This is a genomic window from Streptomyces vulcanius, assembly GCF_042653945.1.
Lineage (GTDB): Bacteria > Actinomycetota > Actinomycetes > Streptomycetales > Streptomycetaceae > Streptomyces > Streptomyces mangrovi.
The window spans coordinates 171324-194751 of sequence record NZ_JBHSFK010000018.1 but is presented as its reverse complement, the minus strand read 5'-3'; the positions used below and the strand labels follow the sequence as shown (position 1 = coordinate 194751).

Annotated in this window: 17 protein-coding genes and 1 pseudogene; 6 read left to right on the top strand and 12 right to left on the bottom strand. The window is 71.9% G+C overall.

Annotation, left to right across the window (positions count from 1 at the left end; all coding sequences use genetic code 11):
* Window positions 1-50 precede the first annotated feature (50 nt).
* Both ACFPIH_RS27160 and ACFPIH_RS27155 read right to left on the bottom strand, forming a co-directional pair.
* A complete protein-coding gene (locus tag ACFPIH_RS27160) occupies window positions 51-803 on the bottom strand; it encodes a LuxR C-terminal-related transcriptional regulator (RefSeq protein WP_381176658.1) in 753 nt (250 codons plus the stop codon).
* Window positions 800-2128: a PspC domain-containing protein gene (locus ACFPIH_RS27155; RefSeq protein WP_381176654.1), complete on the bottom strand. Its 1329-nt coding sequence runs from the start codon at window positions 2126-2128 to the stop codon at window positions 800-802. The genes ACFPIH_RS27160 and ACFPIH_RS27155 overlap by 4 nt, the downstream gene beginning before the upstream one ends.
* A 488-nt stretch (window positions 2129-2616) precedes the next feature.
* Here ACFPIH_RS27155 and ACFPIH_RS27150 point away from each other — a divergent pair, with 488 nt between their 5' ends.
* The gene (locus tag ACFPIH_RS27150; protein ID WP_381176738.1) at window positions 2617-4128 is read left to right on the top strand and encodes a PspC domain-containing protein; all 1512 of its coding nucleotides are present in this window, start codon (window positions 2617-2619) and stop codon (window positions 4126-4128) included.
* Window positions 4115-4363: a hypothetical protein gene (locus ACFPIH_RS27145; protein ID WP_381176651.1), complete on the top strand. Its 249-nt coding sequence runs from the start codon at window positions 4115-4117 to the stop codon at window positions 4361-4363. The genes ACFPIH_RS27150 and ACFPIH_RS27145 overlap by 14 nt, the downstream gene beginning before the upstream one ends.
* A gap of 73 nt (window positions 4364-4436) precedes the next feature.
* Here ACFPIH_RS27145 and ACFPIH_RS27140 read toward each other — a convergent pair whose 3' ends face one another.
* Together ACFPIH_RS27140 and ACFPIH_RS27135 are read right to left on the bottom strand one after the other, a co-directional pair.
* Window positions 4437-4958: a DoxX family protein gene (locus ACFPIH_RS27140; protein WP_381176648.1), complete on the bottom strand. Its 522-nt coding sequence runs from the start codon at window positions 4956-4958 to the stop codon at window positions 4437-4439.
* A gap of 136 nt (window positions 4959-5094) precedes the next feature.
* A complete protein-coding gene (locus ACFPIH_RS27135; RefSeq protein ID WP_381176645.1) occupies window positions 5095-6384 on the bottom strand; it encodes a hypothetical protein in 1290 nt (429 codons plus the stop codon).
* Window positions 6385-6718: 334 nt separating this feature from the next.
* Here ACFPIH_RS27135 and ACFPIH_RS27130 point away from each other — a divergent pair, with 334 nt between their 5' ends.
* Window positions 6719-7606 carry a DUF4429 domain-containing protein gene (locus tag ACFPIH_RS27130; RefSeq protein ID WP_381176642.1) on the top strand — a complete coding sequence of 296 codons (888 nt, stop codon included), beginning with the start codon at window positions 6719-6721 and terminating at the stop codon, window positions 7604-7606.
* 11 nt (window positions 7607-7617) lie between these two features.
* Here ACFPIH_RS27130 and ACFPIH_RS27125 read toward each other — a convergent pair whose 3' ends face one another.
* On the bottom strand, window positions 7618-8412 hold the full coding sequence (locus ACFPIH_RS27125; RefSeq protein ID WP_381176639.1) for a class II aldolase/adducin family protein: 795 nt from the start codon (window positions 8410-8412) through the stop codon (window positions 7618-7620).
* Between the two features lie 160 nt (window positions 8413-8572).
* On the opposite strand from ACFPIH_RS27125, the gene ACFPIH_RS27120 reads away from it, so the two are divergent.
* The gene (locus ACFPIH_RS27120; RefSeq protein ID WP_381176636.1) at window positions 8573-9055 is read left to right on the top strand and encodes a pyridoxamine 5'-phosphate oxidase family protein; all 483 of its coding nucleotides are present in this window, start codon (window positions 8573-8575) and stop codon (window positions 9053-9055) included.
* Here the strand turns inward: ACFPIH_RS27120 and guaA are convergent, their stop codons facing one another.
* Window positions 9056-10636, bottom strand: coding sequence for a glutamine-hydrolyzing GMP synthase (gene guaA / locus ACFPIH_RS27115; protein ID WP_381176634.1), 1581 nt, complete (start codon window positions 10634-10636; stop codon window positions 9056-9058).
* 351 nt (window positions 10637-10987) lie between these two features.
* On the opposite strand from guaA, the pseudogene ACFPIH_RS27110 reads away from it, so the two are divergent.
* Window positions 10988-11281 (top strand): annotated as a pseudogene (locus ACFPIH_RS27110) (chorismate mutase); the annotation flags it as partial.
* Between the two features lie 576 nt (window positions 11282-11857).
* Window positions 11858-13015 carry an LPXTG cell wall anchor domain-containing protein gene (locus tag ACFPIH_RS27105; RefSeq protein ID WP_381176631.1) on the top strand — a complete coding sequence of 386 codons (1158 nt, stop codon included), beginning with the start codon at window positions 11858-11860 and terminating at the stop codon, window positions 13013-13015.
* 82 nt (window positions 13016-13097) lie between these two features.
* Here the strand turns inward: ACFPIH_RS27105 and ACFPIH_RS27100 are convergent, their stop codons facing one another.
* The 6 genes from ACFPIH_RS27100 to ACFPIH_RS27075 form a co-directional block, all read right to left on the bottom strand.
* Window positions 13098-14891: a GMC oxidoreductase gene (locus ACFPIH_RS27100; RefSeq protein ID WP_381176628.1), complete on the bottom strand. Its 1794-nt coding sequence runs from the start codon at window positions 14889-14891 to the stop codon at window positions 13098-13100.
* Window positions 14892-14920: 29 nt separating this feature from the next.
* A complete protein-coding gene (locus tag ACFPIH_RS27095) occupies window positions 14921-16558 on the bottom strand; it encodes a succinic semialdehyde dehydrogenase (RefSeq protein ID WP_381176625.1) in 1638 nt (545 codons plus the stop codon).
* A gap of 75 nt (window positions 16559-16633) precedes the next feature.
* Entirely contained in the window at window positions 16634-18151 is a 1518-nt protein-coding gene (locus ACFPIH_RS27090; protein ID WP_381176622.1) for a serine/threonine-protein kinase, read from the bottom strand.
* Window positions 18152-18177: 26 nt separating this feature from the next.
* On the bottom strand, window positions 18178-19779 hold the full coding sequence (locus tag ACFPIH_RS27085) for a serine/threonine-protein kinase (protein ID WP_381176619.1): 1602 nt from the start codon (window positions 19777-19779) through the stop codon (window positions 18178-18180).
* 50 nt (window positions 19780-19829) lie between these two features.
* Entirely contained in the window at window positions 19830-21551 is a 1722-nt protein-coding gene (locus ACFPIH_RS27080) for a serine/threonine-protein kinase (RefSeq protein WP_381176616.1), read from the bottom strand.
* A 58-nt stretch (window positions 21552-21609) separates the two neighbouring features.
* Window positions 21610-23283 (bottom strand): serine/threonine-protein kinase, encoded by a 1674-nt coding sequence (locus ACFPIH_RS27075; RefSeq protein WP_381176613.1) that lies wholly within the window; start codon window positions 23281-23283, stop codon window positions 21610-21612.
* Between the last annotated feature and the right edge of the window lie 145 nt (window positions 23284-23428).

Genomic DNA, 23428 nt, shown 5'->3' with positions numbered 1-23428 from the left:
CGGGACAACCCGCGTCGGCCCGCGCCGCGTGCCTCGCGCCGCGTGCCCGGTCAGACCAGTCGCCGTGCCGTCGCCCAGCGGGTCAGCTCGTGCCGGTTGGACAGCTGGAGCTTGCGCAGCACCGCCGAGACATGGGACTCGACCGTCTTCACCGAGATGAACAGCTGCTTGGCGATCTCCTTGTAGGCGTAGCCCCGCGCGATGAGGCGCAGCACCTCGCGCTCGCGCTGGGTGAGACGGTCGAGGTCCTCGTCCACCGGCGGGGCGTCGGTGGAGGCGAAGGCGTCGAGGACGAAGCCGGCCAGGCGCGGCGAGAACACCGCGTCGCCCTCCTGCACCCTGAAGACGGAGTTCACCAGGTCGGTGCCGGTGATGGTCTTGGTGACATAGCCGCGGGCGCCGCCGCGGATCACCCCGATCACGTCCTCCGCCGCGTCCGACACGGACAGGGCGAGGAAGCGCACCGGCCGCTCGGCGTCGGCCATCAACGCGGCACAGCGGCGCAGCACTTCGACCCCGCCGCCGCCGGGCAGATGCACGTCCAGCAGGACCACCTCGGGCCGGGTCGCGGTGATGACGGTGACCGCCTGGTCGACGTCCGCGGCCTCGCCGACGACCTCCACACCGGTCTGCTCGGTCTGGCCGATCTCGGCCTGCACTCCCGTGCGGAACATACGGTGGTCGTCGACGAGAACCACGCGCACCCGACGCCCTCCCGCGCCTGCGCCCGCGCCAGAGGTTTCGGTCTGCTCGGCCGGCTCCCCCGCTGTCGCCCTTGTGTTCGCCTCGGTCGGCTCGCTCATGACTGTCTCTCCGCCCTCTCCATCTCCAGCTCGACCTCCGTGCCGCCGCCCGGGACCGCCCGCAGCCGCGCCGTGCCGCCGTTGCGCTCCATGCGGCCGATGATCGATTCTCTGACGCCCATGCGGTCGGCGGGTATCGAGTCGAGGTCGAAGCCCGGGCCCCGGTCCCGGACGGACACGAAGACCGTCCGTCCCTCGACCTCGGCGTAGACCTGCACGGCGCCGCCCTCGCCACCGTACTTGGCGGCGTTCACCATTGCCTCGCGTGCGGCCTGCATCTGTGCGGCCGTTCCGTCGTCGAGTGGGCAGTCGCCGACGACCACGACCTCGATGGGGACGCCGTGCTTGTCCTCGATCTCGGCGGCGTTGCGCCGGACCGCGTCGGCCACGGTGGCCGGTTCGTCCTCCTCGTCCTTGCCGGTGCCCTCGGGTTTGTAGAGCCAGGTCCGCAGGTCGCGCTCCTGGGCGCGGGCCAGGCGGCGCACCTCGTTCGCGTTCTCCGCGTTGCGCTGGATCAGGGTCAGGGTGTGCAGCACGGAGTCATGGACATGGGCGGCGACCTCCGCACGCTCCTGTGCTCGGATGCGCATCAGGCGCTCCTCGGACAGGTCCTGCGTCATCCGTACCAGGTAGGGCCCGGCGAGGAGGGTGATGCCGACGAGGACGGCGAGCGCGGCCTGCAGGACCGAACCGAGGTGGGCGGCGGATCCCTGGAGGACGAAGATGCCCGAGACACCGGCCGTCACCAGGAGGACGCCCGCGCCGGCCCTCAGGAGTGTGAGTGTGCGGCGTCTGCGCCCCACCTCGACCCAGCGGGCCCGGCGGGCGTTGTCCGCCTGGCGCCAGACTAGGGCGACGCCCGCGCCGACGAGGACGGCGGGGAGCAGATAGGCCTTGGCGCCGCTGCCCAGATTGACGTTGCCCACGAAGACCATCGCGACGACGACCATGAGGAGCAGGGCGACCATCTGGCCTCTGTCCGGTCTGCGGGCGACGAGTCTGCGGCGGCCGTCGGGTGCGGTCTCGGTGGTGACGAGGGACGGGGGCCTCTGGTCGCCGACGCCGCCGATGCCGAGCGGCACGAAGAACCAGAAGGCGGCGTAGAGCAGAGCCCCGAGCCCGTCCGCCATGAACAGGCCGACGAAGACGAGCCGCACCCACACGACGGGCAGCCCGATATGCCCGGCGAGCCCCCGCGCCACGCCACCCAGCCAGCGTCCGTCGCTGCTGCGGTAGAGCTTGCGCGGCGGCCGCGGTTCCACGAGTGGCGCTGCTGCGGCTTCCGGCATGCCAACGATGTTCACACGGCGGGCGGGGCGAGGCATCAGGGTTCGCCCCCGAGACCCCCCTGATCTTCGGCCCCGCCCCGGCTCGAACACCTCCCGGGCCGGGACTCCGGGCCGATATCAGGGTCCGACCAGGGTCGTTCCGACTGCCGCTGGGGCCGCTCGACCGCCACCATGGACGCATGGCAGATCACCAGCACGCCGCGGACGCCGTGCCCGACGGGGGCACCGCGCCCGACGCGGCCACCCCGTCCACCGGCGCCCCCGGCGCCGCAGGTGAGAAACCCCCCGCGCACGGGCGCACGGACGCACCCGCGCACGGAGAACAGGGAGAAGCCGGCACGTCCGAGGGGACGGGCCGGGTCGGAGAGACAAGCGTGACCGAGGAGACAGGAGCAACGGGGGTGGCACGGGAGGAGTCGGGCGCGGCGAGGGAACAGGCAGCTGCGGCGCGGGACAAGGCACCGTCAGCACAGAACACGCCGCACGCCGCCCCCACTGCGGCGGAGACCGCGATCACCGACGCCATGCTCAAGGCAGAAAAAGGGCCCGGGGCAGGGGCAGGGCCCGGGGCACGGGAAGCGGGCTCGGCAAGTGGGTGGAGCACCGGGGCAGGTCCCGGCTCGACTCACGGCGCCGGGTCCGGGCCTGGGCCCGGACCCGGATCAGGGGAGGGCGCAGGCTCCGGCGATGGCTCGGGCTCCGGGAAAGGGCCGGGCTCGGGAGAGGGGGCCGGGTCGGCGGAAGGGGGTGGAGTGGGGTGGTCGCCTGTCGGGTTTCGGCGGGATCGGGGGCACAAGGTGATTGCCGGGGTGTGCGCGGGGCTGGGCCGCGAGTGCGACATGGATCCGGTGATCTTCCGGATCACGCTCGCCGTGCTCTCCGCGACCGGCGGCATCGGTCTGATCTTCTACGGCTTCGCCTGGCTCCTGGTCCCGTACTCCGACGACGACCAGAACGAGGTGCGCAAGCTGCTGACCGGCCGCGTCGACGGCCAGGCCCTCACGGCCGTGCTGTTCGCGCTGGTCGGCTGCGGTGTGTTCCTGTCGATGCTGAGCAACGGCGGTGTGCTGACCTTCGCCGTCGTCCTCTCCCTCCTGCTCGCGGGCGCCGGGTACTGGTCGCGGCACCGGGACTCCTCCGATCCCGACCCGCTGGCCGCGCAGGCCGTGGCCGACGCCCCGCCGGAGGCACAGGCGCCGCCGGTGCCGGCCGCCCATTCCTCGTGGTGGCGCGACCCCATAGTCAAGGACGGCACCCACTCCGGCGGCACCGGCTATCTGTGGGGCCCGGGGGACTCCCTTGGCCGGGACATCGCGGCGGCCGTCAACGTCGGCCTGATCCGGCACGCGGGCGAGCGCGAGAGCATACGCATCCCGCCCGGCGACCGCTCCCCCACCCCGCGCGGACCGCGCTGGACGGGCGGCTGGGTCTTTCTGCTCGCCGCGCTCGCCTGCGGCGTCGTCACCCGGTTCACCTGGGACGAGCACCCGCTCGGCACCAGTCTGCAGGCCGGCCTGGCGGCGGCGCTGATCGTGCTCGGCGCGGGCATTGCGATCAGCTCGCTGCTGGGACGCACGGGTGCGGGGTCGGTGTTCCTGGCGATCGTCACGGCGGGCCTGGTGGCCGGTGCGGCGACGCTGCCCAGGGACATCGGCACCCACTGGATCGACGTGACCTGGCGGCCCGCGACGGTGGCGGAGGTCCGGGACAGCTACGACCTCGGCACCGGTGCGGCCACGCTGGACCTGTCCGGGCTGGACCTGGGCAAGGGCCGGACGGTGAGCACCAACGCCGAGGTGGGGGCAGGCCGGCTGCGGGTGATCGTGCCGCCGGACGTGACCGTGAAGTTGACCGTCGACGTGGGGCTCGGCGACATCCAACTGCCAGGAGAGAAGAAGGAGGACGTGGACGTGGAACCGGGCAAGCACCAGGAGACGACGCTGTCGCCGACGTCGGGCGCCAAGAACGGCGGGACGCTCGACCTCGACCTCCAGGTCGGGGTGGGACAGGCGGAGGTGAGCCGTGCTGCGTCATGAGTTCCAGCCCGGCAGGCTGGTCGCCGGCGCCTTCTTCACCCTCACGGGCATCGTCTACGCAGGTGACGCGGGCGGACTGTGGGAGACGCCGTGGGTCGCGGTGATCCCGCTCGTCCTCGTCGGTCTGTTCCTGGCCGGCGCGACGGGTGTGGTGGCCCGGTCCATACGCAGACGCCGCAGAAGAACGGCACGAGCGGTACCGGCCGACCCCACGGGTACCGACAGCCCGCTCTGACCGGACGGTCACCCGGGAGGCAGCCGCAAGGGGGGCGTGGGCAGGCAGCGGAGTGTCGAGCCGGGGGACGGAGCTAGTCGAAGTCTCCGGCTCGCTGGCGGCGGCGGTTGTGCCAGGCGGCGTCGAGGGAGAGGTAGGGGGCACCGGCGAGGACGAGGGGGAGCCAGGCCATGAGGTAGACGAGGTCGTTGCCGTAGTAGTAGGGGTCGGAGGCCCAGCTCACCGTCAGCCAGAGGCTGAGCGAGATCAGCGCGCCACCGAGGGCGGCGAGGCGGGTGAGCAGGCCGATCAGGGCGCCGATACCGACGGCGAGTTCGCCGAGGGCGATGGCGTAGCCGAAGCCGACGGGGTTCTTCAGGGCCAGGTCGACCAGGGCCGGGATGGCCGAGGAGTCACGGACGGCGCGCATGGTGTCGCCGATCGAGCCGGCGCCGCCGTCCTTCATGAAGGCGCTGTCGGTGAGTTTGTCCAGGCCGGCGTAGATGAAGGTGACGCCGAGGAAGATCCGCAGAGGGAGGAGGGCATACCGGGTGGCGGAGTCCCGCCAGCCGTGACCGCCGCCGTCGAGATAAGGGGGGTAGGTGTCCGTGCGCATGCCGTGAGCCATAGCCTGTCGCCGCCTCTCGCCCGCCGTGGTGGACCCCTCAACAGACCATACGTACGAAATGGGGGGTGCGCTCAACCGTTTGCACGAGCTGTCGGTATCGACAGGTTCACTTCGGGGCGGCCGTTCACTCGGTGACGTCGATGGTGTACCGGTTCGTCTCCACGCCGGCCGCGGTGACCACCTGGACCTCCAGCCTGCCGGGTTCCACGTCCACGGGGACGGGGACGGTGAGGACGGCGTCGGTGGGGTTGCTGAAGCCACCGGTGACCGGGACGAGGGGGACGTGGACATGGACCGGGCCGATGCGGACGACCATGCGGGAGAGCCGGTCGGCGCTCTGGGCGCCGGGCGGGACGAAGCAGGCGCCGCGGATCTCGATGTCGTCGCCGGTGCGGATCGGGGCGTCGAGGTCGCCGGCCTCGCGGGAGCGGACGACGGAGAGGATGACGGGGCGACCGCCCTCGGCGTACTTGCCGGCGAGGTAGGTCGCGGCCGAGACGAGGACGACCACGGCCAGGCCCCAGGGCAGGTCGGGCAGCTGGTCGGGGCGGCGGGCCAGCCGGACGGCGGCGAAGACCAGGGCGACGGCGCTGATCACGACGTACTGGATGTCGGCGAAGGTGCCGCGGCCGGAGTCGTCGGTGAGGAGGTCGGCGGCCCGGGGGCGGTGGGCGCGCACCTTCTGGAGCCGCTGGCCGAGGACCCGCAGTCCGACCACCCGGCGGACCAGGACGGCGATGCCGCAGACCACGGCGAGGACGGTCACCACGCCCGCGCCTCGGGCGAGGTCGAGGCCGGAGATGAGGGCGTCGCGTTCGGCGTGGCCGGAGGCGGCGGCGAGCCGGCCGACGAGGACGAGCACGGCGTAGGCGACGAGCAGCACCCAGGCGGCGGCGACCGCGCGGGAGGTGGACAGGCGGTTGTCCTCGCCGATGACGGGGGCGAGGACGCCGCCGCGCGCCCGGTGGAACCAGGAGGAGGCGGTGAGGGTGCCGGCGACGAGGAATGCGGCGAGGAGTCCGGCGGTGCGGGCGGTGCTCCAGCCCGCGCCGATCGCGGTCAGCGACTGGATGAGGAGAAGGGCTGCGACGGCCGCCCAGACCGTGATCGCCGTGCGCCGCCAGAGGTGGGCCAGCCAGGCCTCGCCCTCGGCGCGGCCTCGTTCGGCGACGAGTTCGGCGGACTGGGCGAGTTCCTCGGAGACCCACTGGCGGGAGGCCGAGGCGGAGTGGGCGACGGCGGCGGGCAGTCCCTGTCCGGCGGCGAACTCGTCCCGCTTCAGCAGGAACGCGGCGACCGCGCGCCGGTGCCCCTCTCGGGCGCCGTGCGGGCAGCTCCCGCAGGTGCAGCCGCCGTCGTGCGCGCCCGCGCCCGTGCCCGGGTTCGCACCCTGTCTCGCCTCCTGCACCGCCACGTCCTACGCCTGCCTTCCCCGTGACCTGAACAACCGGATGACCTATATGACCATATGGCCGAATGACCCAGATGACTGGACCCCGATGGCTGGACGCCCCAGACGACTGGATGACTCGGGTGACTCGGATGACCTAATGACCCGAATGAACCGAATGACCGAAAGAGCGGTGGCCCTCGCGGAACCCGGTGCGGGCCCCGGTCGCCGGCCCCCGGCAACTCCCCCTTGATGACAGCGAATTGTGCCCTACGGCACACCGTGTCCCGTCGGCAGGTGTGGTCAGGGCGGGTGAAGCGGGCCGGGGCCGTGTTGACCCGGCTGCGAGAATTTGCGTATGGCCGAGATCATCCAGCGTGACGGGAGCTGGGCCTTCGACGGCACGACGGTCCGGATCACACCGGGACTCCACCGTTCGGTGCCGCTGTTCCGGCAGACGTACGGGGAGATCGCCGTGCCGTTGGAGGCGGTCGCGGGGATCGTCTACGAGCCGGAGCGCAGACGCGGGCGGCTGCGGTTACGGCTGCGCGAGGGCGCCGATCCGCTGCTCCAGGCCACCGGTGGGCGGCTGCCGGACGCGGCGGACCCGTACCGGCTGCTGGTGGACGTGGACCGGTCCGGGGTCGCGGAGTACGTCGCGGAGGAGATCCGGCACGCGCTGCTGCTCGACCAGATCCCGAAGGAGCCGACCCGGGCCTATCTGCTGCCGGGGCCGCCGGTGCCGGTCTCGGTGCGTTCGTCGGACGGCACGGTCTCCTTCGACGGCGGACAGGTGCGTATCGACTGGGCGGACACCTCGGACCGGGTGAAGCGGGCGACCGGGCCACGGGTCATCGCCGTCGGCGATCTCGTGCGGGTGGAGTGGCTGCCCAACTCCGGCCACGAGGACGGCTTCCTGCGCTTCGTGACCCGGGAGGCGGTGTTCTCGAAACTGCCGGCGGAGAAGGACCCGTACGCGCTGGATCTGTGGGGCAGTGTGCGCCGCGATCTGCTGACGGCGCTGGTGGCGGCGGCGGTGACCGCCCGGCTGCCGCATCCGTCCACCCAGGTGAGCGTCGAGGAGGCGGCTCGCGCGGATCGGCGCACGGCTGCCGTCCCGGCCCAGGCCGACCATCACGACGTACTGCTGCGCCGGCTGCGGGAGCTGGGGGAACTGCACCGGGACGGGGTGCTCACGGACGAGGAGTTCGCGAGGACCAAGGCCGTGATACTGCGCGCCTTCTAGCGCGGGAGGTATCAACTCAGGAGGTCCGGTTCGCTTCTGCTGATGTCCTGCCACAGGGGCTGGTAGTTGATCCAGGCCACCAGGTCGCCGCCGAGTTGTTCGCGGGTGGCGGTGGCGGCCCGGTGGTCGATCAGGAGGGGCCGGCCGGCCGCTCGGGCGGTGAGCTGGACCTGGCAGGAGCGTTCCATGGACATGAACCACCAGGCCGCCGCGTCGATCGAGTCGCCGACGGTCAGCAACCCGTGGTTGCGCAGCACGAGCGCCTTGCGGGAGCCGAGGGCGGTCGCGATACGGCGGCCCTCGTCGGCGTCGACGACGACGCCGGTGTAGGCGTCGTAGAGGGCGTGGTCCTCGTAGAAGGCGCAGCTCTCCTGGGTGATCGGGTCGAGGAGTTCGCCGAGGGCCGCGAGGGCGCGGCCGTGCACGGAGTGGCAGTGCGCGACGGCGACGACGTCCGGGCGGGCCGCGTGGACCTGGGCGTGGACGGTGAAGGCGGCCTGGTTGACGTGGTAGCCGCCCTCGACGACCTGCCCGTCGGCGTTGGCCAGCACCAGGTCGCTCACGGTGACGTGCTTGAACGGCATCCCGAACGGGTTGACCCAGAAGCAGTCGCTGAACTCCGGGTCGCGGGCGGTGATGTGCCCGGACACGCCGTCCTCGTAGCCGAGCCGGCCGAACAGCCGTACGGCGCCTGCCAGGCGTTCCTTGCGGTGCCGGCGCTCGTCCTCCACCGAGTCGTGCATCGGCGGCATCGCGAACTGCAGCCGGTCGGTGGGCAGCGGGGCAGGCGGCGTGGGCCCGTGCATCGGTCCTCCAGCACTGGGTTGGTGTACGGGCGGAAGTTACCGTCGGTCAGCGCAGGAGAACAGGCTTGTTATGGAAAGATGACGTACGGCGTCAGAACTCGACACGGCGGTGGACCGAAACACGCCAGAAGTTGTCGGGTATCGGGGTCAGACTCGGTGCATGTCATCGAACTGGGCGAACTGGGCGGCTTTCGCCGCGGCCGAACCCGACCTCGCGACGACCGTCGAGGAGCGCTTCGGCGCCTACACCCACCATGTGCTCGCCACGCTCCGCGCGGACGGCTCGCCGCGGACCACCGGTCTGGAGGTCCGCTTCTTCGCCGGTGAGCTGTGGCTCGGCATGATGCCGGGCTCGGTCAAGGCGCTCGACCTGCGCCGGGACCCGCGCTTCGCGCTCCAGGCCAACCCGGGCGAGGGCACGGGGATGGGTGGCGGGGACGTACGCGTCGGCGGGCGCGCGGTCGAGGTCGACGACCCGGCGGTCAAGGGCGCGTACATGAAGGAGGTGGAACCGCCGGAGCCGTTCCACCTCTTCCGCACCGAGCTGACGGAGGTCGTGCGGACCTACGTCGAGGACGACACGTATCTCGTCGTCCAGATCTGGAAGCCCGGTCAGCCCTTGCGCGTCGTCAGGCGCAAGTGACTACTCCCATTCGATGGTGCCCGGGGGCTTCGAGGTCACGTCGAGGACGACGCGGTTGACGTCGCTCACCTCGTTGGTGATCCGGGTCGAGATCTTCGCGAGGACGTCGTACGGCAGCCTCGACCAGTCGGCGGTCATGGCGTCCTCGGAGGAGACCGGGCGCAGGACGATCGGGTGGCCGTAGGTGCGGCCGTCGCCCTGGACGCCGACGCTGCGGACGTCCGCGAGCAGGACCACCGGGCACTGCCAGATGTCGCGGTCCAGGCCGGCGGCCGTCAGTTCCTCGCGGGCGATGGCGTCGGCGTCGCGGAGCAGGTCAAGGCGCTCCTTGGTGACCTCGCCGACGATCCGGATGCCGAGGCCGGGCCCCGGGAAGGGCTGCCGCTGGACGATCTCCTCGGGCAGGCCCAGTTCCTGGCCGACCATGCGGACCTCGTCCTTGAACAGCTTGCGGAGCGGCTCGATCAGCTTGAATTCGAGGTCTTCCGGCAGCCCGCCGACGTTGTGGTGCGACTTGATGTTGGCCGTGCCGGTACCGCCACCGGACTCGACCACGTCGGGGTAGAGGGTGCCCTGGACGAGGAACTCGACCGCCGGACCCTCGTCCGCGATGATGTCCGCCTGTGCCTGCTCGAAGACGCGGATGAACTCGCGGCCGATGATCTTCCGCTTCTGCTCGGGGTCGGAGACCCCGGCGAGCGCGGCGAGGAAACGCTCCTCCGCGTCCACGACGATCAGCTGTACGCCGGTCGCGGCCACGAAGTCCTTCTCGACCTGCTGGGTCTCACCCTTGCGCATCAGGCCGTGGTCGACGTAGACGCAGGTCAGCTGGGAGCCGATGGCCTTCTGGACGAGGGCCGCGGCCACGGCGGAGTCGACACCGCCGGACAGGGCGCAGATCGCGCGCTTGTCGCCGACCAGTTCGCGGATCGCGGCGACCTGCTCCTCGATCACGTTCCCGGTGGTCCAGGACGGGGTGAGGCCCGCGCCGCGGTACAGGAAGTGCTCCAGGACCTGCTGGCCGTGCGTGGAGTGCATGACCTCCGGGTGGTACTGGACGCCGTACAGCTTCTTCTCGTCGTTCTCGAAGGCCGCGACCGGGACGACGTCCGTGGACGCGGTGACGGAGAAGCCCTCGGGGGCGGCGGAGCAGGCGTCGCCGTGCGACATCCAGACGGCCTGTTCGGCGGGGGTGCCCTCGAAGAGGGTGGAGGACGACCGGGAGACATGCAGATCCGTACGGCCGTACTCACGCGAACCGGTGTTGTCGACCCTGCCGCCGAGGGACTGCGCCATCAGCTGGAAGCCGTAGCACATGCCGAAGACGGGGACGCCGGCCTCGAAGAGGGCGCGGTCGACGGTCGGGGCGCCCTCCTCGTACACGGACGAGGGGCCGCCGGAGAGGATGATCGCCGCCGGGTTCCTGGCGAGGATCTCCGCGACCGGCATGGTGCTCGGCACGATCTCGCTGTAGACCCGGGCCTCGCGGACTCGACGGGCGATGAGCTGGGCGTACTGCGCGCCGAAGTCGACGACCAGGACGGTGTCGGGGGTGGACGCAGCGGGAGTCGCTGATGACACGGGAGCCTTCCGGCGGTGGGGCGGGGGTCTGTGTTTGCCGCCGATTCTACCGAGGTGAACGTCGGAACGGTCCCGCTCCCGGGGGCGCCGCCCCCGGACCCCCGACCTGTGCCCACCCACCGCCGGTCTCGGTGGGCTGAAGAGGTGAGGACGCGGAAAAGGCGCTGTGGCATACTCGGCCCCATGCTCACGCACCCGACCTTCCTCTTTACCTATGGCAACCGGCCCACCGGCTGCCATGGTCGTGCTGCTTGAGCAACTGACAAGCGACTTCCCCAGGCGCCCCGGGCCGACAAGGTCCGGGGCGTCTGCCGTTTCTCCCGGGCCTGCCGCCCCGGGGCACCTTCCGACAAGGAGCCCCGAATGACCGCCCTCGACGTGACCGGCGCCCGTACCACCGAGGCCGCCGACGTGATCACCGGCGCGCGTGAGCGCATCGACGCGCTCGACGACCGGATCATCGGTCTGATCCAGGAACGGATGGCCGTCTCCACCGTCGTCCAGGAGGCCCGGATCACCTCCGGCGGGCGGCGCGTGAACCTCTCCCGTGAGATGGAGGTTCTCGGCCACTACCGGGACGCGCTGGGCAGGCCCGGCACCGCGCTCGCCATGACGCTGCTGGAGCTGTGCCGGGGTCGCATCTGAGTTCGGCCCCGTTCTCACCCGTACGGCGCGTGACCGGCACCGGCGCGCTTCGTTGGTCCCGGTGTCCGCTCCAGCCAGGAGCGGGCTCGGAAGAACCACGCGTGGCTCGCTGGAGCGATGAGGCGTACGGATCGTGCCGTGCGCCGTGGGACCTCGCTCCGGGAAAGTGACCGGACGGCAGGGGACAGCAGCCCGGTCACCCAAGAGAACGGTCGGCCCCGGGGACGCCCGGGGCCGACCGGCGGAATTGCAAAAATGCACAAGGGCTGGGTCAAACGGTTGCGGGCGCCGCGTTCATCCAGCACGATGCGTAGAAAGCCCCAGGATCCCCTCTCCGCAGCTCCAAGTCCCCTTCCGGACAACCGCATTGCGCGCACTGCTCGGTTGTCCGGGGTAACTGCCAGAGGTCCAGACCATTAACAGCGGCGCAACCCCCCGGCGCCGCTCCCCCAGGCACCGGCGCTGCCCTGACGCCGGTGCTGACGATAAGAAGGGCCCCGCGGCTCCGTGCCGCGGGGCCCTTCTTTCATGATCACTCCTCCGGCAATTGAGTGACGTAGATCACATAAAGTTCCTGTGAGGCGAGGGCAACTGTTCACAGAGGTCGCGGGTCACACCTGGCAGAACAACGGCAACTCCCGCGCCCTCCGTAAGGTCCCCATGAAGCTTCGCCGCTCCCTCCTCACCGCAGCCGCGACCGCCGCACTCGTGCCGCTCGCCCTGCTGACCCTGAACGTGGCACCCGCCGCGTTCGCCGAGGAGAACGGCACGCCGTCCGCGGGGACCACCGAGTCGCAGGACTCCACCGCCTCACCGACCGGCACACAGAGCGGGACGACGCCGTCCGCGTCCGACACGACGTCGCCCTCCGCGTCCGGGACGCCGAGCGGCCACCCCGGCGAGCCGCAGGCCGCCTCGTCGTCCCAGTCGTCGTCATCTCAGTCGTCATCCCAGTCGTCTTCCGCCACGCCCTCCTCGTCCGCGCCTTCGTCGGCCGGCGCGAGCGAGGACCCGTTCGACCCGGCCCGGGACTGCCGGTCCGTGGACTGGGACGACGATCTCAGCGCCACGCTCACCGGACTGCCCGGCAAGATCGTCGCAGGCTCCGGCTGGCACGACTTCACGTACGTCGTCGAGAACAACACCGACGCCGACATCAAGAACGTCTACCTGGCTACGTACCTCGAGTACGACGAAGAGGAGATCGACGATTTCCTTTCCGACGGACTCGCGGTCATCCAGGTCAAGGAAGACGGCAAGTGGACCGACGCCTACCAGCAGTCCTGGGGTGAGGGCGACGACACGATCAACATCAGCAGCTCCTTCGTCGCCCTGCTGGACGAGCTGAAGAAGGACACCTCCGTGACCTTCGACCTCCGGGTGAAGGTCAAGGCGTCGGCCCCGGCGGGCTCCTCGCTCGCGATGAGCGAGGCCGTCTACGCGGCCGGGGACTCCGCGTGCCACGTCAGCGGTGACGAGTACGACGTCACGATCCTCGCCGCCGGCAGCGAAACGGGCGGCGCGAGCGACGCCGGCGAGGCCACGCCGAACGGCGACAGGCCCACCGACCGCACCCGGCCCCAGGGCGGCGCCAGGCCGATCAGCGGCAGCCTCGCCTCCACCGGCGCCGACTCCCCGCTCCCGCTGATCAGCCTCGTCGGCGGAGTCGCCGTCGTCGCGGGTGCGGGTGCGGTGTTCGCCGCGCGGCGCCGGAAGGCCGGCGCGCACGTGTGACACAGACCAGCGAAGGGACCTGCGCTCGGAGGGGGGTGCAGGTCCCTTCGCTTATTGCTCGTTCGCTTATTGCTTGGATCGCTTATTGCTCGGACGGTTCGGACGGCTTGGCCGGTACCGCGGGCATTCCCAGGAACGGCAGCCGCAGCGCGCCGAACGCGTCCGCCGGGACGGCCGGCCGGAGCGGCTCCACCGGCTTCAGCCGCTCGTACGCCGCCCCCGGCGCCGGACGCGGGTCCTTCTCGCCCTTGTTCGGCCAGTACGACATCGCGCGCTCGGCCTGCGCGGTGATGGTGAGCGACGGGTTCACTCCCAGGTTCGCGGAGACCGCGGCACCGTCGACGACCGAGATGCCGGGATGGCCGTGGAGGCGGTGGTACGGGTCGATGACCCCCGTCTCCCGCGACTCGCCGATCGGGCAGCCGCCGAGGAAGTGGGCGGTGAGCGGGGTGCCCATGAGCTCGCCCACGTTGGAACCGGCGAAGCCGTTGATGTCGGCGGCGATCGCGGTGGCGGCCTCCGAAGCGGCCCTGATCTGCTTGGGGTTGGGCGCGCCATGGCCCTGACGTGCCGTCAGCAGCCCTTTGCCCACGCCGTTCGGCTTCAGGTGGGTCGTCAGCGAGTTGTCCAGCGACTGCATCACCAGTCCGATGATGGTCCGTTCCGACCAGCGCCGGTTGGAGAGTGAGCGCAGGACGAGGAGGGGGTGCCGGACGGCGTTCGCCAGCCAGCCTCCGACGCGCGACGAGCCCTCCGCGTAAGGCACTTGGAGGATGGAGAGGCCGCCCATCGAGTTGGAGCCCTTGCCGTAGCGGACCGGCTCGATGTGGGTGTTCTCGTCGGGGTGGATGGAGGAGGTGATGGCGACTCCGCGGGTGAAGTCGGCCTTCGCCTCGCCCGTCGCCCTGCGGTAGCGGCGGTCGTCGGTCTGGGCGCCGACCAGGGCCTCGGAGTTGGTGCGGGTCAGCTCGCCCAACCGGTCGGACAGGTACGGGAGTTGGCCGCCCGTCTTCATCCGGTGCAGCAGGGTCTGGGTGCCGTAGGTGCCGGCGGCGAGGACGACCCGGCGGGCCTTGAAGGTGCGGCCCGGGCTCTTTTTCCCGTCCGTGGGGAGGGTCGCCACCGCGTAGCCGCCCTGCGAGTCGTCCGTGACCGACACGACCGTCGTCATCGGGTGCACGGCCGCGCCCGCCTTCTCGGCGAGGTACAGGTAGTTCTCGTTGAGGGTGTTCTTCGCGCCGTGGCGGCAGCCGGTCATGCACTCGCCGCACTCGGTGCACGCGTTGCGGGCCGGGCCGGCGCCGCCGAAGTAGGGGTCCGCGACCGGTTCGCCGGGTGCCGCCTTCGCCTCTCCCCCGGCGTCCTCGCCGTCGCCGAAGAAGACGCCCACCGGCGCCATGTGGAAGCTGTCGCCCACGCCCATCCGCTGGGCCGCCGCCTTCAGATGGACGTCGGACGGGGTCATGGTCGGGTTGAGCCGTACGCCGAGCATGCGCCGGGCCTGGTCGTAGTACGGCTTCAACTCCTCCTGCCAGTCGGTGATGTCACGCCACTGGGGGTCGTCGAAGAAGGGTTTCGGCGGGACGTAGAGGGTGTTGGCGTAGTTGAGGGAGCCGCCGCCGACGCCCGCGCCGGCTAGGACCATGACGTTGCCGAGGAGGTGGATGCGCTGGATTCCGTAGCAGCCGAGCCTGGGAGCCCACAGGTAGTTCCTGAGGTCCCAGGAGTTCTTCGGGAGGGAATCGCGGGTGAAGCGGCGGCCGGCCTCCAGGACGCCTACGGTGTAGCCCTTTTCTGTCAGGCGCAGGGCGGTCACCGAGCCGCCGAAGCCCGATCCGACGACGATGACGTCGTAGTCGTAGGCGTCCTTGGACACGGGGTCTCCTCGTGGGGAACAGGTCCTGTCTAGCGCAGGCGGAGTGCCTTCATGACCCTCAGGCTCGTGCTCATGAACTGGGCGTACTTCTCGTCGTCCATGCCCAGCGCGGGTGCCATCGGGAGGAGTCGCTGCTGGGCGACCGTCTGGGCCTCCGTGTACTTGAGGATGCCCTCGGAGCCGTGGCGGCGGCCGAGGCCGGAGTCCTTCATACCGCCCATCGGGGACTGGACGCTGCCGTAGGCCGAGGCGTAGCCCTCGTTGACGTTGACCGTGCCGGTGCGCAGCCGGGCGGCGACCTCACGACCCCGGCGGCCGTCCTTCGTCCAGACGGAGGAATTGAGGCCGTACGGCGTGGAGTTGGCGAGCTCGACCGCCTCGTCCTCGGTCTTGAAGCGGTACAGGGAGACGACCGGGCCGAAGGTCTCCTCCGTGCACACCGCCATGGGCTCGGTGACGCCGTCGAGGATGGTGGGCTCGTAGAAGTAGGGACCGATGTCGGGGCGGGCGGTGCCGCCGGCGACGACCTTGACGCCCTTGGCGACGGCCTCCTCCACGTGCCGGGTCACCGTCTCCAGCTGGCGTTCGCCGACCAGGGAGCCCATGTCGGCGCCGTAGGCGAGGGAGTTGCCGAGGCGCATGCCCCTGGTGCGGGTGGCGAAGCGCTCCAGGAACGCGTCCGCGATCGACTCGTGGACGTACAACCGCTCGATGGAGATGCAGAGTTGGCCGGCGGAGGAGAAGCAGGCGCGGACGGCGCCGGCCGCCGCCTTCTCGATGTCGGCGTCCTCCAGGACCAACATGGCGTTCTTGCCGCCGAGTTCGAGGGACACGCCGACCAGGCGGGCGGCGGCGCCCTGGGCGACCTCGCGGCCGGTGCGGGTGGAGCCGGTGAAGGAGACGTAGTCGGCGCGCCGCACGACCTCGGGGCCGACGACGGGGCCCTCGCCGAGGACGACCTGGAAGACACCGGCCGGCAGACCCGCCTCGATCAGCAGGTCCCGGGCCCAGAGCGCCGTCAGACAGGTCTCCGTGTCCGGCTTCATGACGACCGCGTTGCCCGCGACGAACGCGGGGAGCGCGTCGCCGACGGACAGCTCCAGGGGGTAGTTCCAGGGGGCTATCTGGCCGACGACCCCGCGCGGGTGGCGCAGTTCGGTGACCTTCGTCAGGGTCGGCATGGCGCCGGCGTGCCGCTTCGGCCTCAGATAGGCGGCGGCCCGGCGGCCGTAGTGGCGGGCCGCCACGGCGACGGCCTGCACCTCCTCGTGCGCGTGCAGCCGCGCCTTGCCGGTCTCCAGCTGGATCAGGTCGAGCACCTCGGCCTGGCGCTCCAGGACCAGATCGTGGAAGCGCAGCAGCACGGCGGCGCGCTCCCGCACGGGTGTGCGCGCCCACACGGCCTGCGCGGTACGGGCCGACTCGAACGCGCGCTCGACGTCCGCGGGGGTGGACTCTGGCAGGTCGGCGAGCTTCTCACCGGTGAACGGTGTGTGGTTCGCGGTACGGCCGGAGCCGACGACGCCCTTGGTCAGCTGAGCGACGAGCTGGGGGGTGACCACGTCGGCGGCGGTGCGTGCGCCGACGGGGGCCGGGGCGAGGGGGTTGGTACCGGTGCTGGTGCTGGTCTTGGTACCCGTCGTTTCCGGGGCCTGCGAGTCCGTCATGAGCCGCAGGGTATGCCGTGGGGAAGGCCATGGGGAAGGCTTTGGGTACCCGCCGGTAACGGTTTCACCGACCGCTTACAAGGCGTCGGCGTTCACGATCTCCAGACGGTCGCGGGCCTCCTCGAACACCGCCGTACCCTGCTCCTCCGGTGTTCCCTTCGGCATGTCGACGCGCAGTTCGTACATCCGGCTGTCGTCGGTGCGGACGAAGAGCTGCATGACGCGGATCGGGGACGGTGCCGGTCCGTAGGTGGTGTCGGCGAGGGCGGCCTCCTCCCCGTGGAGGGTGGTGGGGGCGGTCCGGGTGCGCGCGTCCGGTTCCTGCCCCGCCCACGACCGGCGTGCCTGCTCCGCCCGGTCCGCCGGCGCGTCCGCAGCCCGATCCCACCGCGTCAGGCGTACGTCGACGGAGGCGGCCGAGTAGACCACCACCCTCGGCTGCCGCCCCGTCCCGCCCTTCCGCGCCGCCTCCCGGAACCGTCGCGGCAGGAACAGCACGGCGCCCATCGCCTGCTCCCGGTGCCCCACCCAGCTCCCGGACACCTCCGAACTCGCCGAGACCACTCCATCACTCCCCGACTCCCCCAGCAGCGACGCGCCCAGCCAACCGGCTGTGGCGAGAAGCACGGTGAGAAAGGCGAGGGGGAAGGGACGGCGGAGGAAGGGATGGCGGAGGAAGGGATGGCGGAGGAAGGGACGGCCCGATGCCACCGGCACCGGCGCGTCGGACACCGTCGCCCCGCCCCCGGACGCCACCGCCTCCGGCACCTCGGACACCGTCGTCCCGCCCCCGGACGCCACCACCTCCGGCACCGTCGCCCCGCCCCCGGACACCACCGCCCCCAGCGCCTTCTCCGTCTCCGGCGCGGACGGGCGTTCCTCCGGGGCCTCGGCCAGGAGGCTCAGGACGATGGGGGCCAGGGGGCCGAGGCGGTTCGCGGAGAGGGGGGTGGATCGCGGGGCCGTACCGCGGAGCGGCGGGTGGCCCTCGACGGCCGTGTAGAGGAGGACGCCCAGGGACCACAGGTCGGAGGAGGGACCCGCGCCGCGGCCGGCGATGCCTTCGTGGGCGATGCCGAAGTCGGTGACGACGACCCGGCCGTCCGGGCCGAGCAGGACGTTGGCCGGTTTCACGTCGCGGTGGACGATGCCGACGGCGTGCGCGGCGCGCAGCGCGCCCAGGACGGCGAGGCCGATCCGGGCGGCCTCGGCCGGTTCGAGCGGCCCGCGCCGCAGGACGTCGTGCAGGGACTCGCCGCGGACCGACTCCATGACGATCCAGGGCAGTCCGTCCACGGTGTCGTGCCGCCCTTCCTCCTCCACCACCACGTCGTGGATCAGGACGGCGGACGGATGGTCGACCCGCGCGGCGGCCCGCGCCTCGTGCTGGAGGCGGTGGGCGGCCCGCCGGTGGGCCTCGTCCTCGGGTCCGCCGGGCAACCGCGGTTCCTTGACGGCGACTTCACGGCCCGTCACCTCGTCGTGGGCCCGCCAGACGGTGCCCGTGCCGCCCGAGCCGATCCGTTCGAGCAGCCGGTAACGGCCGCCGACCGTACGGCCGTTGGCGCCTGCGGGGTCACCGTCGTTGCGCATGTCCCATGACTACCACGAGCCCCTCCTCAGAGCGTGTCGGCCGCCAGGTTCGCGATGGTGGTACGGGCCACCTCCCGGCCGCGCTCCGTGAAGTCGCCCCGGCCCGGGTACCCGATCGTGAGCTTGTACATGTCACCGGCGCCGGACTTGTAGTAGAGGATCCTGAGTTCGCGCGGCAGCGGGTTCTGGCTGTCGTCAGTGGTGTAGACGACCGTGTTCTCGGCGGCGTCCCGGCCGTGGAACGTGGCGTCGTCGTCCGGCACGGTCCGCTTCGGCTTCGGCATGTCGAGGTCGTAGTCGCCGGACGCCTTGAAGGTCTCGTCGTCGGCGTACATCTCGTTGTCGGCGGAGGGTTTGATCTCGTTGGCCGTGGCCTCGGCCTTTCGGGTCACAAGCAGCACGACCGAGATGGCCCCGCTGGGGTCGGTGTAGCCGACCCAGTGCGTGTCGTCCCGTTCCCGGTCGGGTGCGCTGCGCACATAGCTGCCGGGCACCGCCAGGGTCGCCGTGACGTCCTTCTCGTGGTGGGTCTTCCAGCCGTCGGGCAACGGTCCGGCCCACGGGTCCGCGAGCACCAGATACCCCGCCACCGCCGCCGCGACGACCCCGGCACCGAGCCCGATCCACGCCGTACGGCCGAACCGGCGCCGCCGCACGGCCACCGGCTGCGGAGGCGGTGGAGGCTGCGGAGGCCGGGCAGGCTCCGGCGCGGGCGGGTTCGCGGCGGCCTCCAGCAGGGCCCGTACGCGCGCCGCGCCGGGACGGCGGGCCGGGTCCTTGTCCAGCAGCCCGTTGACCGCCTCGGCGAGCGGCCCCCGCGCGGCGGGCGGCGCGGGAGTGGCGTTGATGACGGACTGGAGGGTGGCCGGCGTGTTGCTGCGGCGGAACGGGGACACGCCCTCCGTCGCCGCGTAGAGCACCACCCCGAGCGACCACAGGTCGGACGCCGGCCCGGGCCGCTGGCCCAGCACCCGCTCGGGCGCAATGTACTCGGGCGAGCCGACGAAGCCGCCGGTGTCGGTCAGGCTGGTCTCGCCCTCGATCTGGGCGATGCCGAAGTCGGTGAGGACGATCCGGTCGTGCCGGCCGAGCAGGATGTTGTCCGGCTTCACGTCCCGGTGCAGGATGCCCGCCACGTGCGCGGCCTCCAGCGCGCCCAGCACCTCCAGACCGATCCGGGCGGCCTCGCGCGGGCTGAGGGTGCCCTCCTGGAGGGCGCTGCCGAGCGAGCGGCCGTGGACCAGCTCCATCACGATCCAGGGCTGTCCGTCCACGACCGCGACATCGTGCACGTTGACGACGGCGGGATGGTCGAGGCGGGCCGCGGCCCGCGCCTCGCGCCGCATCCGCTCGAAGGCGTTGGCCCGTTCACGTTCGGGAAGGTGGTCCGGGACCCGGGGTTCCTTGACGGCGACCTCGCGGTCCACGGTCTCGTCCTTGGCCCGCCACACCGTGCCCATGCCGCCGTGCCCGAGCTTGGCGAGCAGCCGGTAGCGGCCCGCGACCAGCCGTCCGACCCCGGGTTCCCCCGCCTGCGGGGGTATCGCCGCCGCCTGCGGGTTCGGCGGTTGCAGAACAAAACTCGTCGTCTCGTCGGACTCATGGCCGACGCCCCCGTGGTGACTCATGGTCCATCCATATCGCGCCAGGCAGGCCGGTTTCCACCCGAGGAGCGCAACTACCCTGTCACGAACGTGTCGACGGCGACGTCGAAGTACTCCCGTGCCTCCCGCACCTTTCCGACCGGCGCCGACACCCACACGTCGTACATCCGCCCGCCCTGCTCCCAGCACAGGTCGTAGGTGTGCCGGGGGCCCTCCGCCGCGCTGAAGCCGTCCCAGGTGAACTCCCAGAGGGCGGCCGGGTCTCCGGCGTGCGTGGTCTCGGTGACCCTGCCGTCGTGGTAGCCGGGGTTGGTGTCCGGGCCCTCTTCGGCGGCCCGCCGCATCACACCGAGCGGGCCGCCGGACTCCGGGGCGGCGGTCTTGATGCCGAGCCGGAAGGTCTGCCCGGCGGACATGTAGAAGACCCGCTCGCCCTGCGGCACGCGCGTGAAGCCCTCCGGCACGGCGAGCGAGAACCCGGCGGGGTCGTCGGCGACCCGGTACCCGGAGGGCGCGCTGGGCCGGTCGACCGAGGCGGGGGACGCCGTGGCGGACGAAGACGAGGACGGGGACGGGGACGGGGACGCCGACAGGGACGAGGACGAGGAGGGAGAGGGGGACACCGACGAGCCGGGCACCGTACTCGCACTCGGCCCCGCGCCCGTCCCCGCACCGGCACTCGCGCTCACCGACTCGCGCGACGCCGAAGGACCGGGCGAACCGCCCCCGCCGCCGTCCCGGTTCACCAGCAGCGCCGCCGCCGACACGCCCGCGCCCGCCATCGCGGCGACCAGCAGCGCGGCGATCAGCACCCCCCGCGTGGAACGCTCCCGCGCGGCGGGCGGCGGCTCCTGCCCCAGCCGGGACGGCACCGACCGGGCCTCCTCGGGACGCCGGGGCCGCGTCGGCAGGTCCTCCTGGGTCGGCGTGTACCCGGACGCCACCGCCTGCGGCGTACGCCCGGTGTCCCGGAAGGCCCACAGCAGCCGTTCCGCCTCCGCCGCGCCGAGCCGCCGTTCCGGATCGCGTTCGAGGAGCCCCCGCACCACCGGAAGCAGTGGCTCCGCCTCCGTCGGCGTACGGATGTCGGCGAACACGACGGCGTGCAGGATGCCGCCCAACGAGTCGCGCCGGAACGGCGACTCGCCGCTGAGCGCGGTGCACAGCAGCGCGCCGAGCGACCACAGGTCCGACTCCGGCCCGGTGTGCGCCCCGGACATCCGCTCGGGCGCGGTGTACTCGGGCGAGCCGACGAAGGAACCGGTCTCGGTGAGCGTGGTGGCGCCCGCGACCTGCGCGATGCCGAAGTCGGTGAGGACGACGCCGTCGCCGTCGCGTTCGAGCAGGACGTTGGCCGGCTTGATGTCCCGGTGCAGGACCCCGGCGGAGTGCGCGGCGCGTACGGCTCCCAGCAGGGCGATGCCGATCCGGGCCACCTCGTCCGCCCCGATCGGGCCCTGCTCGGCGATCCGGTCGGCGAGCGAGCCGCCGTCGATCAGATCCATGACGATGTACGGGCGTTCGCCGTCCTCGACGACGTCGTGCACGACGATGATGTGCGGGTGGCGCAGCTGGGCGACCGCGCGGGCCTCGCGCAGGGTGCGGTCGCGGCGGCCCCGCGCCTCCTCGGCGGACAGCGTGTCGTCCTGGATGAGCTCCTTGACGGCGACACGCCGTCCCAGCAGTTCGTCGGTGGCGCGCCACACGACGCCCATGCCGCCACGCCCGAGCCTCGCCTCCAGCCGGTAACGGCCGGCGATGACGCGTACGTCGTTGTGGCCCCCGTCGGTCACCATGGGCCCATCATGCCCCACCGGACGGCCCGCCTCCGGGTCACCGACCGGCCATCCCTCGTCAGGAGTCGCTCGGTTCCCGCCAGCTCTGCAGGACCGACTTGAACTGCTTGGCCGTCGTCTTCCAGTCGGCCGCCGGGGACGACATGTAGATCGCGTACTCCGTGCCGTCGTGGGCGAAGTACGTCTCCTCGATCGCCCGGCGCGGCCCGGGGAACTCGGTGTCCTTTCCGAGCGCGGTCCAGGTGTACTCCCACTCGGAGCCGTCGCGGTCGCGGTAGAGGTTCCTCTCCAGGGTGACCCGGTCGTAGTCGACCAGCCGCTGGAGCTGCTTCTCCAGGTCGACCTGGTGCAGGTACGGGTCGGCGTAGTCGGACGACTTGTCGAGCGCGATACGGACGAAGTGCTCGCCGTTGTCGGGCGAGTAGTCGATCTGCTTGAGGTCGCCGGCGTCCTGGTAGACCGAGCGGGTCCAGCCCTTGGGCAGCGAGAGCCCGAAGCCCAGCGGGTCGTCGATCGGCTCCCAGGACGCGGGATCGGCGCCCTGCCCGACGGGGCTGGTGCCGGAGGACGAGGGGGTCGGCGAGGGAGAGCCGGACGTGGTGACCCCGTCGTTCCCCGACCGGCCCTGGTCCCACTTCTGCAGCCCCACCGCCGTGCCCCCGCCGACCAGCGCGGCGACGACCACGACCAGCGCGAGCGTGCGCAGCCGACGGCGGCGCGGGGGCTCGGGGGGAGGGGTCGGGCCGAGCATCGTGGGACCGGTGGCCAAGGGCCCGGGCGCGGGCGTCGGCGCCTCCGAGGCGTACGGCGTCCCGGTGGTCCCCGAGTTGCCTGTGTCGCTGCTCCCCGTCCCCCGCTCCCTTTGCCCGCCGGGCCCGCCGTACTGCGTCGGTACGAAGGCCTGGGCCGCGTGCGGGCGGCGTCCCTCGACCGCCTCGGCCAGCAGCTGCGCGGTCTCGGCGGTGTCGGGGCGGGTGGCCGGGTCCTTGCGGAGCAGGGCGGTGATGACGGGGCCGAGCGGGCCGGCGTACTGCGGGTCCGCGGCCTCCTCCTCGACGACGGCCTGAAGGGTGGTCAGCGGCGAGGTGCGCCGGAAGGGCGAGCGGCCCTCGACCGCGGTGTACAGAGTGGCGCCGAGCGCCCACAGGTCGGAGGACGGGCCGGGGTCGTGGCCGCGCACCCGCTCGGGGGCCAGGTAGTCGACGGAGCCGACGACCTCACCGGTGCGGGTGATGGTGGTGTCGCCCTCGATCTGGGCGATGCCGAAGTCGGTGAGGAGGACGCGCCCGTCGTGCGAGAGGAGGACGTTGCCGGGCTTGACGTCGCGGTGCAGGACCCCGGCCGAGTGCGCGGCGCGCAGGGCGCGCAGCACCCACATCCCGATGCGGGCCGCCTCGGTGGGCTCGACGCGCCCGTCCTCCTTGACGGCGTCGGCCAGCGAACGGCCTTCGACCAGCTCCATCACGATCCACGGCCGGCCGTCGTGCTCCAGCACGTCGTGCACGGTGACCACGGCGGAGTGGTTGATCCGCGCCGCCGCCCGCGCCTCGGCCCTGGTGCGCGCGAGCAGGATCGCCCGGTCGGCCTCGGCGACGTAGAGCGCGGCGGTCAGCTCCTTGATCGCGACGGCCCGGTGCAGCAGCTCATCGTGTGCACGCCACACCCGTCCCATGCCGCCGCTGCCGATGGAGTCGGCGAGCCGGTAGCGGCCCGCGAGGAGCAGGCCCTGCATCTGATTCACGTTGCCCCGCAATGTTCTTGACAGAGCCAGCGTAAAGACAAGTGCCGGGTCCGGGGAACCAGCGGCGTGCCATGGAGACAGCACTGTGACGGTTGTCGCTTCTCCGGGATCACGGGAACCTCGGCGGCCGGGCCAT

Excerpts from the sequence above, each read along its gene's own strand:
- ACFPIH_RS27160 (WP_381176658.1), bottom strand. The coding sequence starts at position 803 with ATGAGCGAGCCGACCGAGGCGAACACAAGGGCGACAGCGGGGGAGCCG.
- ACFPIH_RS27155 (WP_381176654.1), bottom strand. The coding sequence starts at position 2,128 with ATGCCTCGCCCCGCCCGCCGTGTGAACATCGTTGGCATGCCGGAAGCC.
- ACFPIH_RS27150 (WP_381176738.1), top strand. The coding sequence starts at position 2,617 with ATGCTCAAGGCAGAAAAAGGGCCCGGGGCAGGGGCAGGGCCCGGGGCA.
- ACFPIH_RS27140 (WP_381176648.1), bottom strand. The coding sequence starts at position 4,958 with ATGCGCACGGACACCTACCCCCCTTATCTCGACGGCGGCGGTCACGGC.
- ACFPIH_RS27130 (WP_381176642.1), top strand. The coding sequence starts at position 6,719 with ATGGCCGAGATCATCCAGCGTGACGGGAGCTGGGCCTTCGACGGCACG.
- ACFPIH_RS27125 (WP_381176639.1), bottom strand. The coding sequence starts at position 8,412 with ATGCACGGGCCCACGCCGCCTGCCCCGCTGCCCACCGACCGGCTGCAG.
- ACFPIH_RS27120 (WP_381176636.1), top strand. The coding sequence starts at position 8,573 with ATGTCATCGAACTGGGCGAACTGGGCGGCTTTCGCCGCGGCCGAACCC.
- ACFPIH_RS27095 (WP_381176625.1), bottom strand. The coding sequence starts at position 16,558 with ATGACGGACTCGCAGGCCCCGGAAACGACGGGTACCAAGACCAGCACC.
- ACFPIH_RS27090 (WP_381176622.1), bottom strand. The coding sequence starts at position 18,151 with ATGCGCAACGACGGTGACCCCGCAGGCGCCAACGGCCGTACGGTCGGC.
- ACFPIH_RS27085 (WP_381176619.1), bottom strand. The coding sequence starts at position 19,779 with ATGAGTCACCACGGGGGCGTCGGCCATGAGTCCGACGAGACGACGAGT.
- ACFPIH_RS27080 (WP_381176616.1), bottom strand. The coding sequence starts at position 21,551 with ATGGTGACCGACGGGGGCCACAACGACGTACGCGTCATCGCCGGCCGT.
- ACFPIH_RS27075 (WP_381176613.1), bottom strand. The coding sequence starts at position 23,283 with ATGCAGGGCCTGCTCCTCGCGGGCCGCTACCGGCTCGCCGACTCCATC.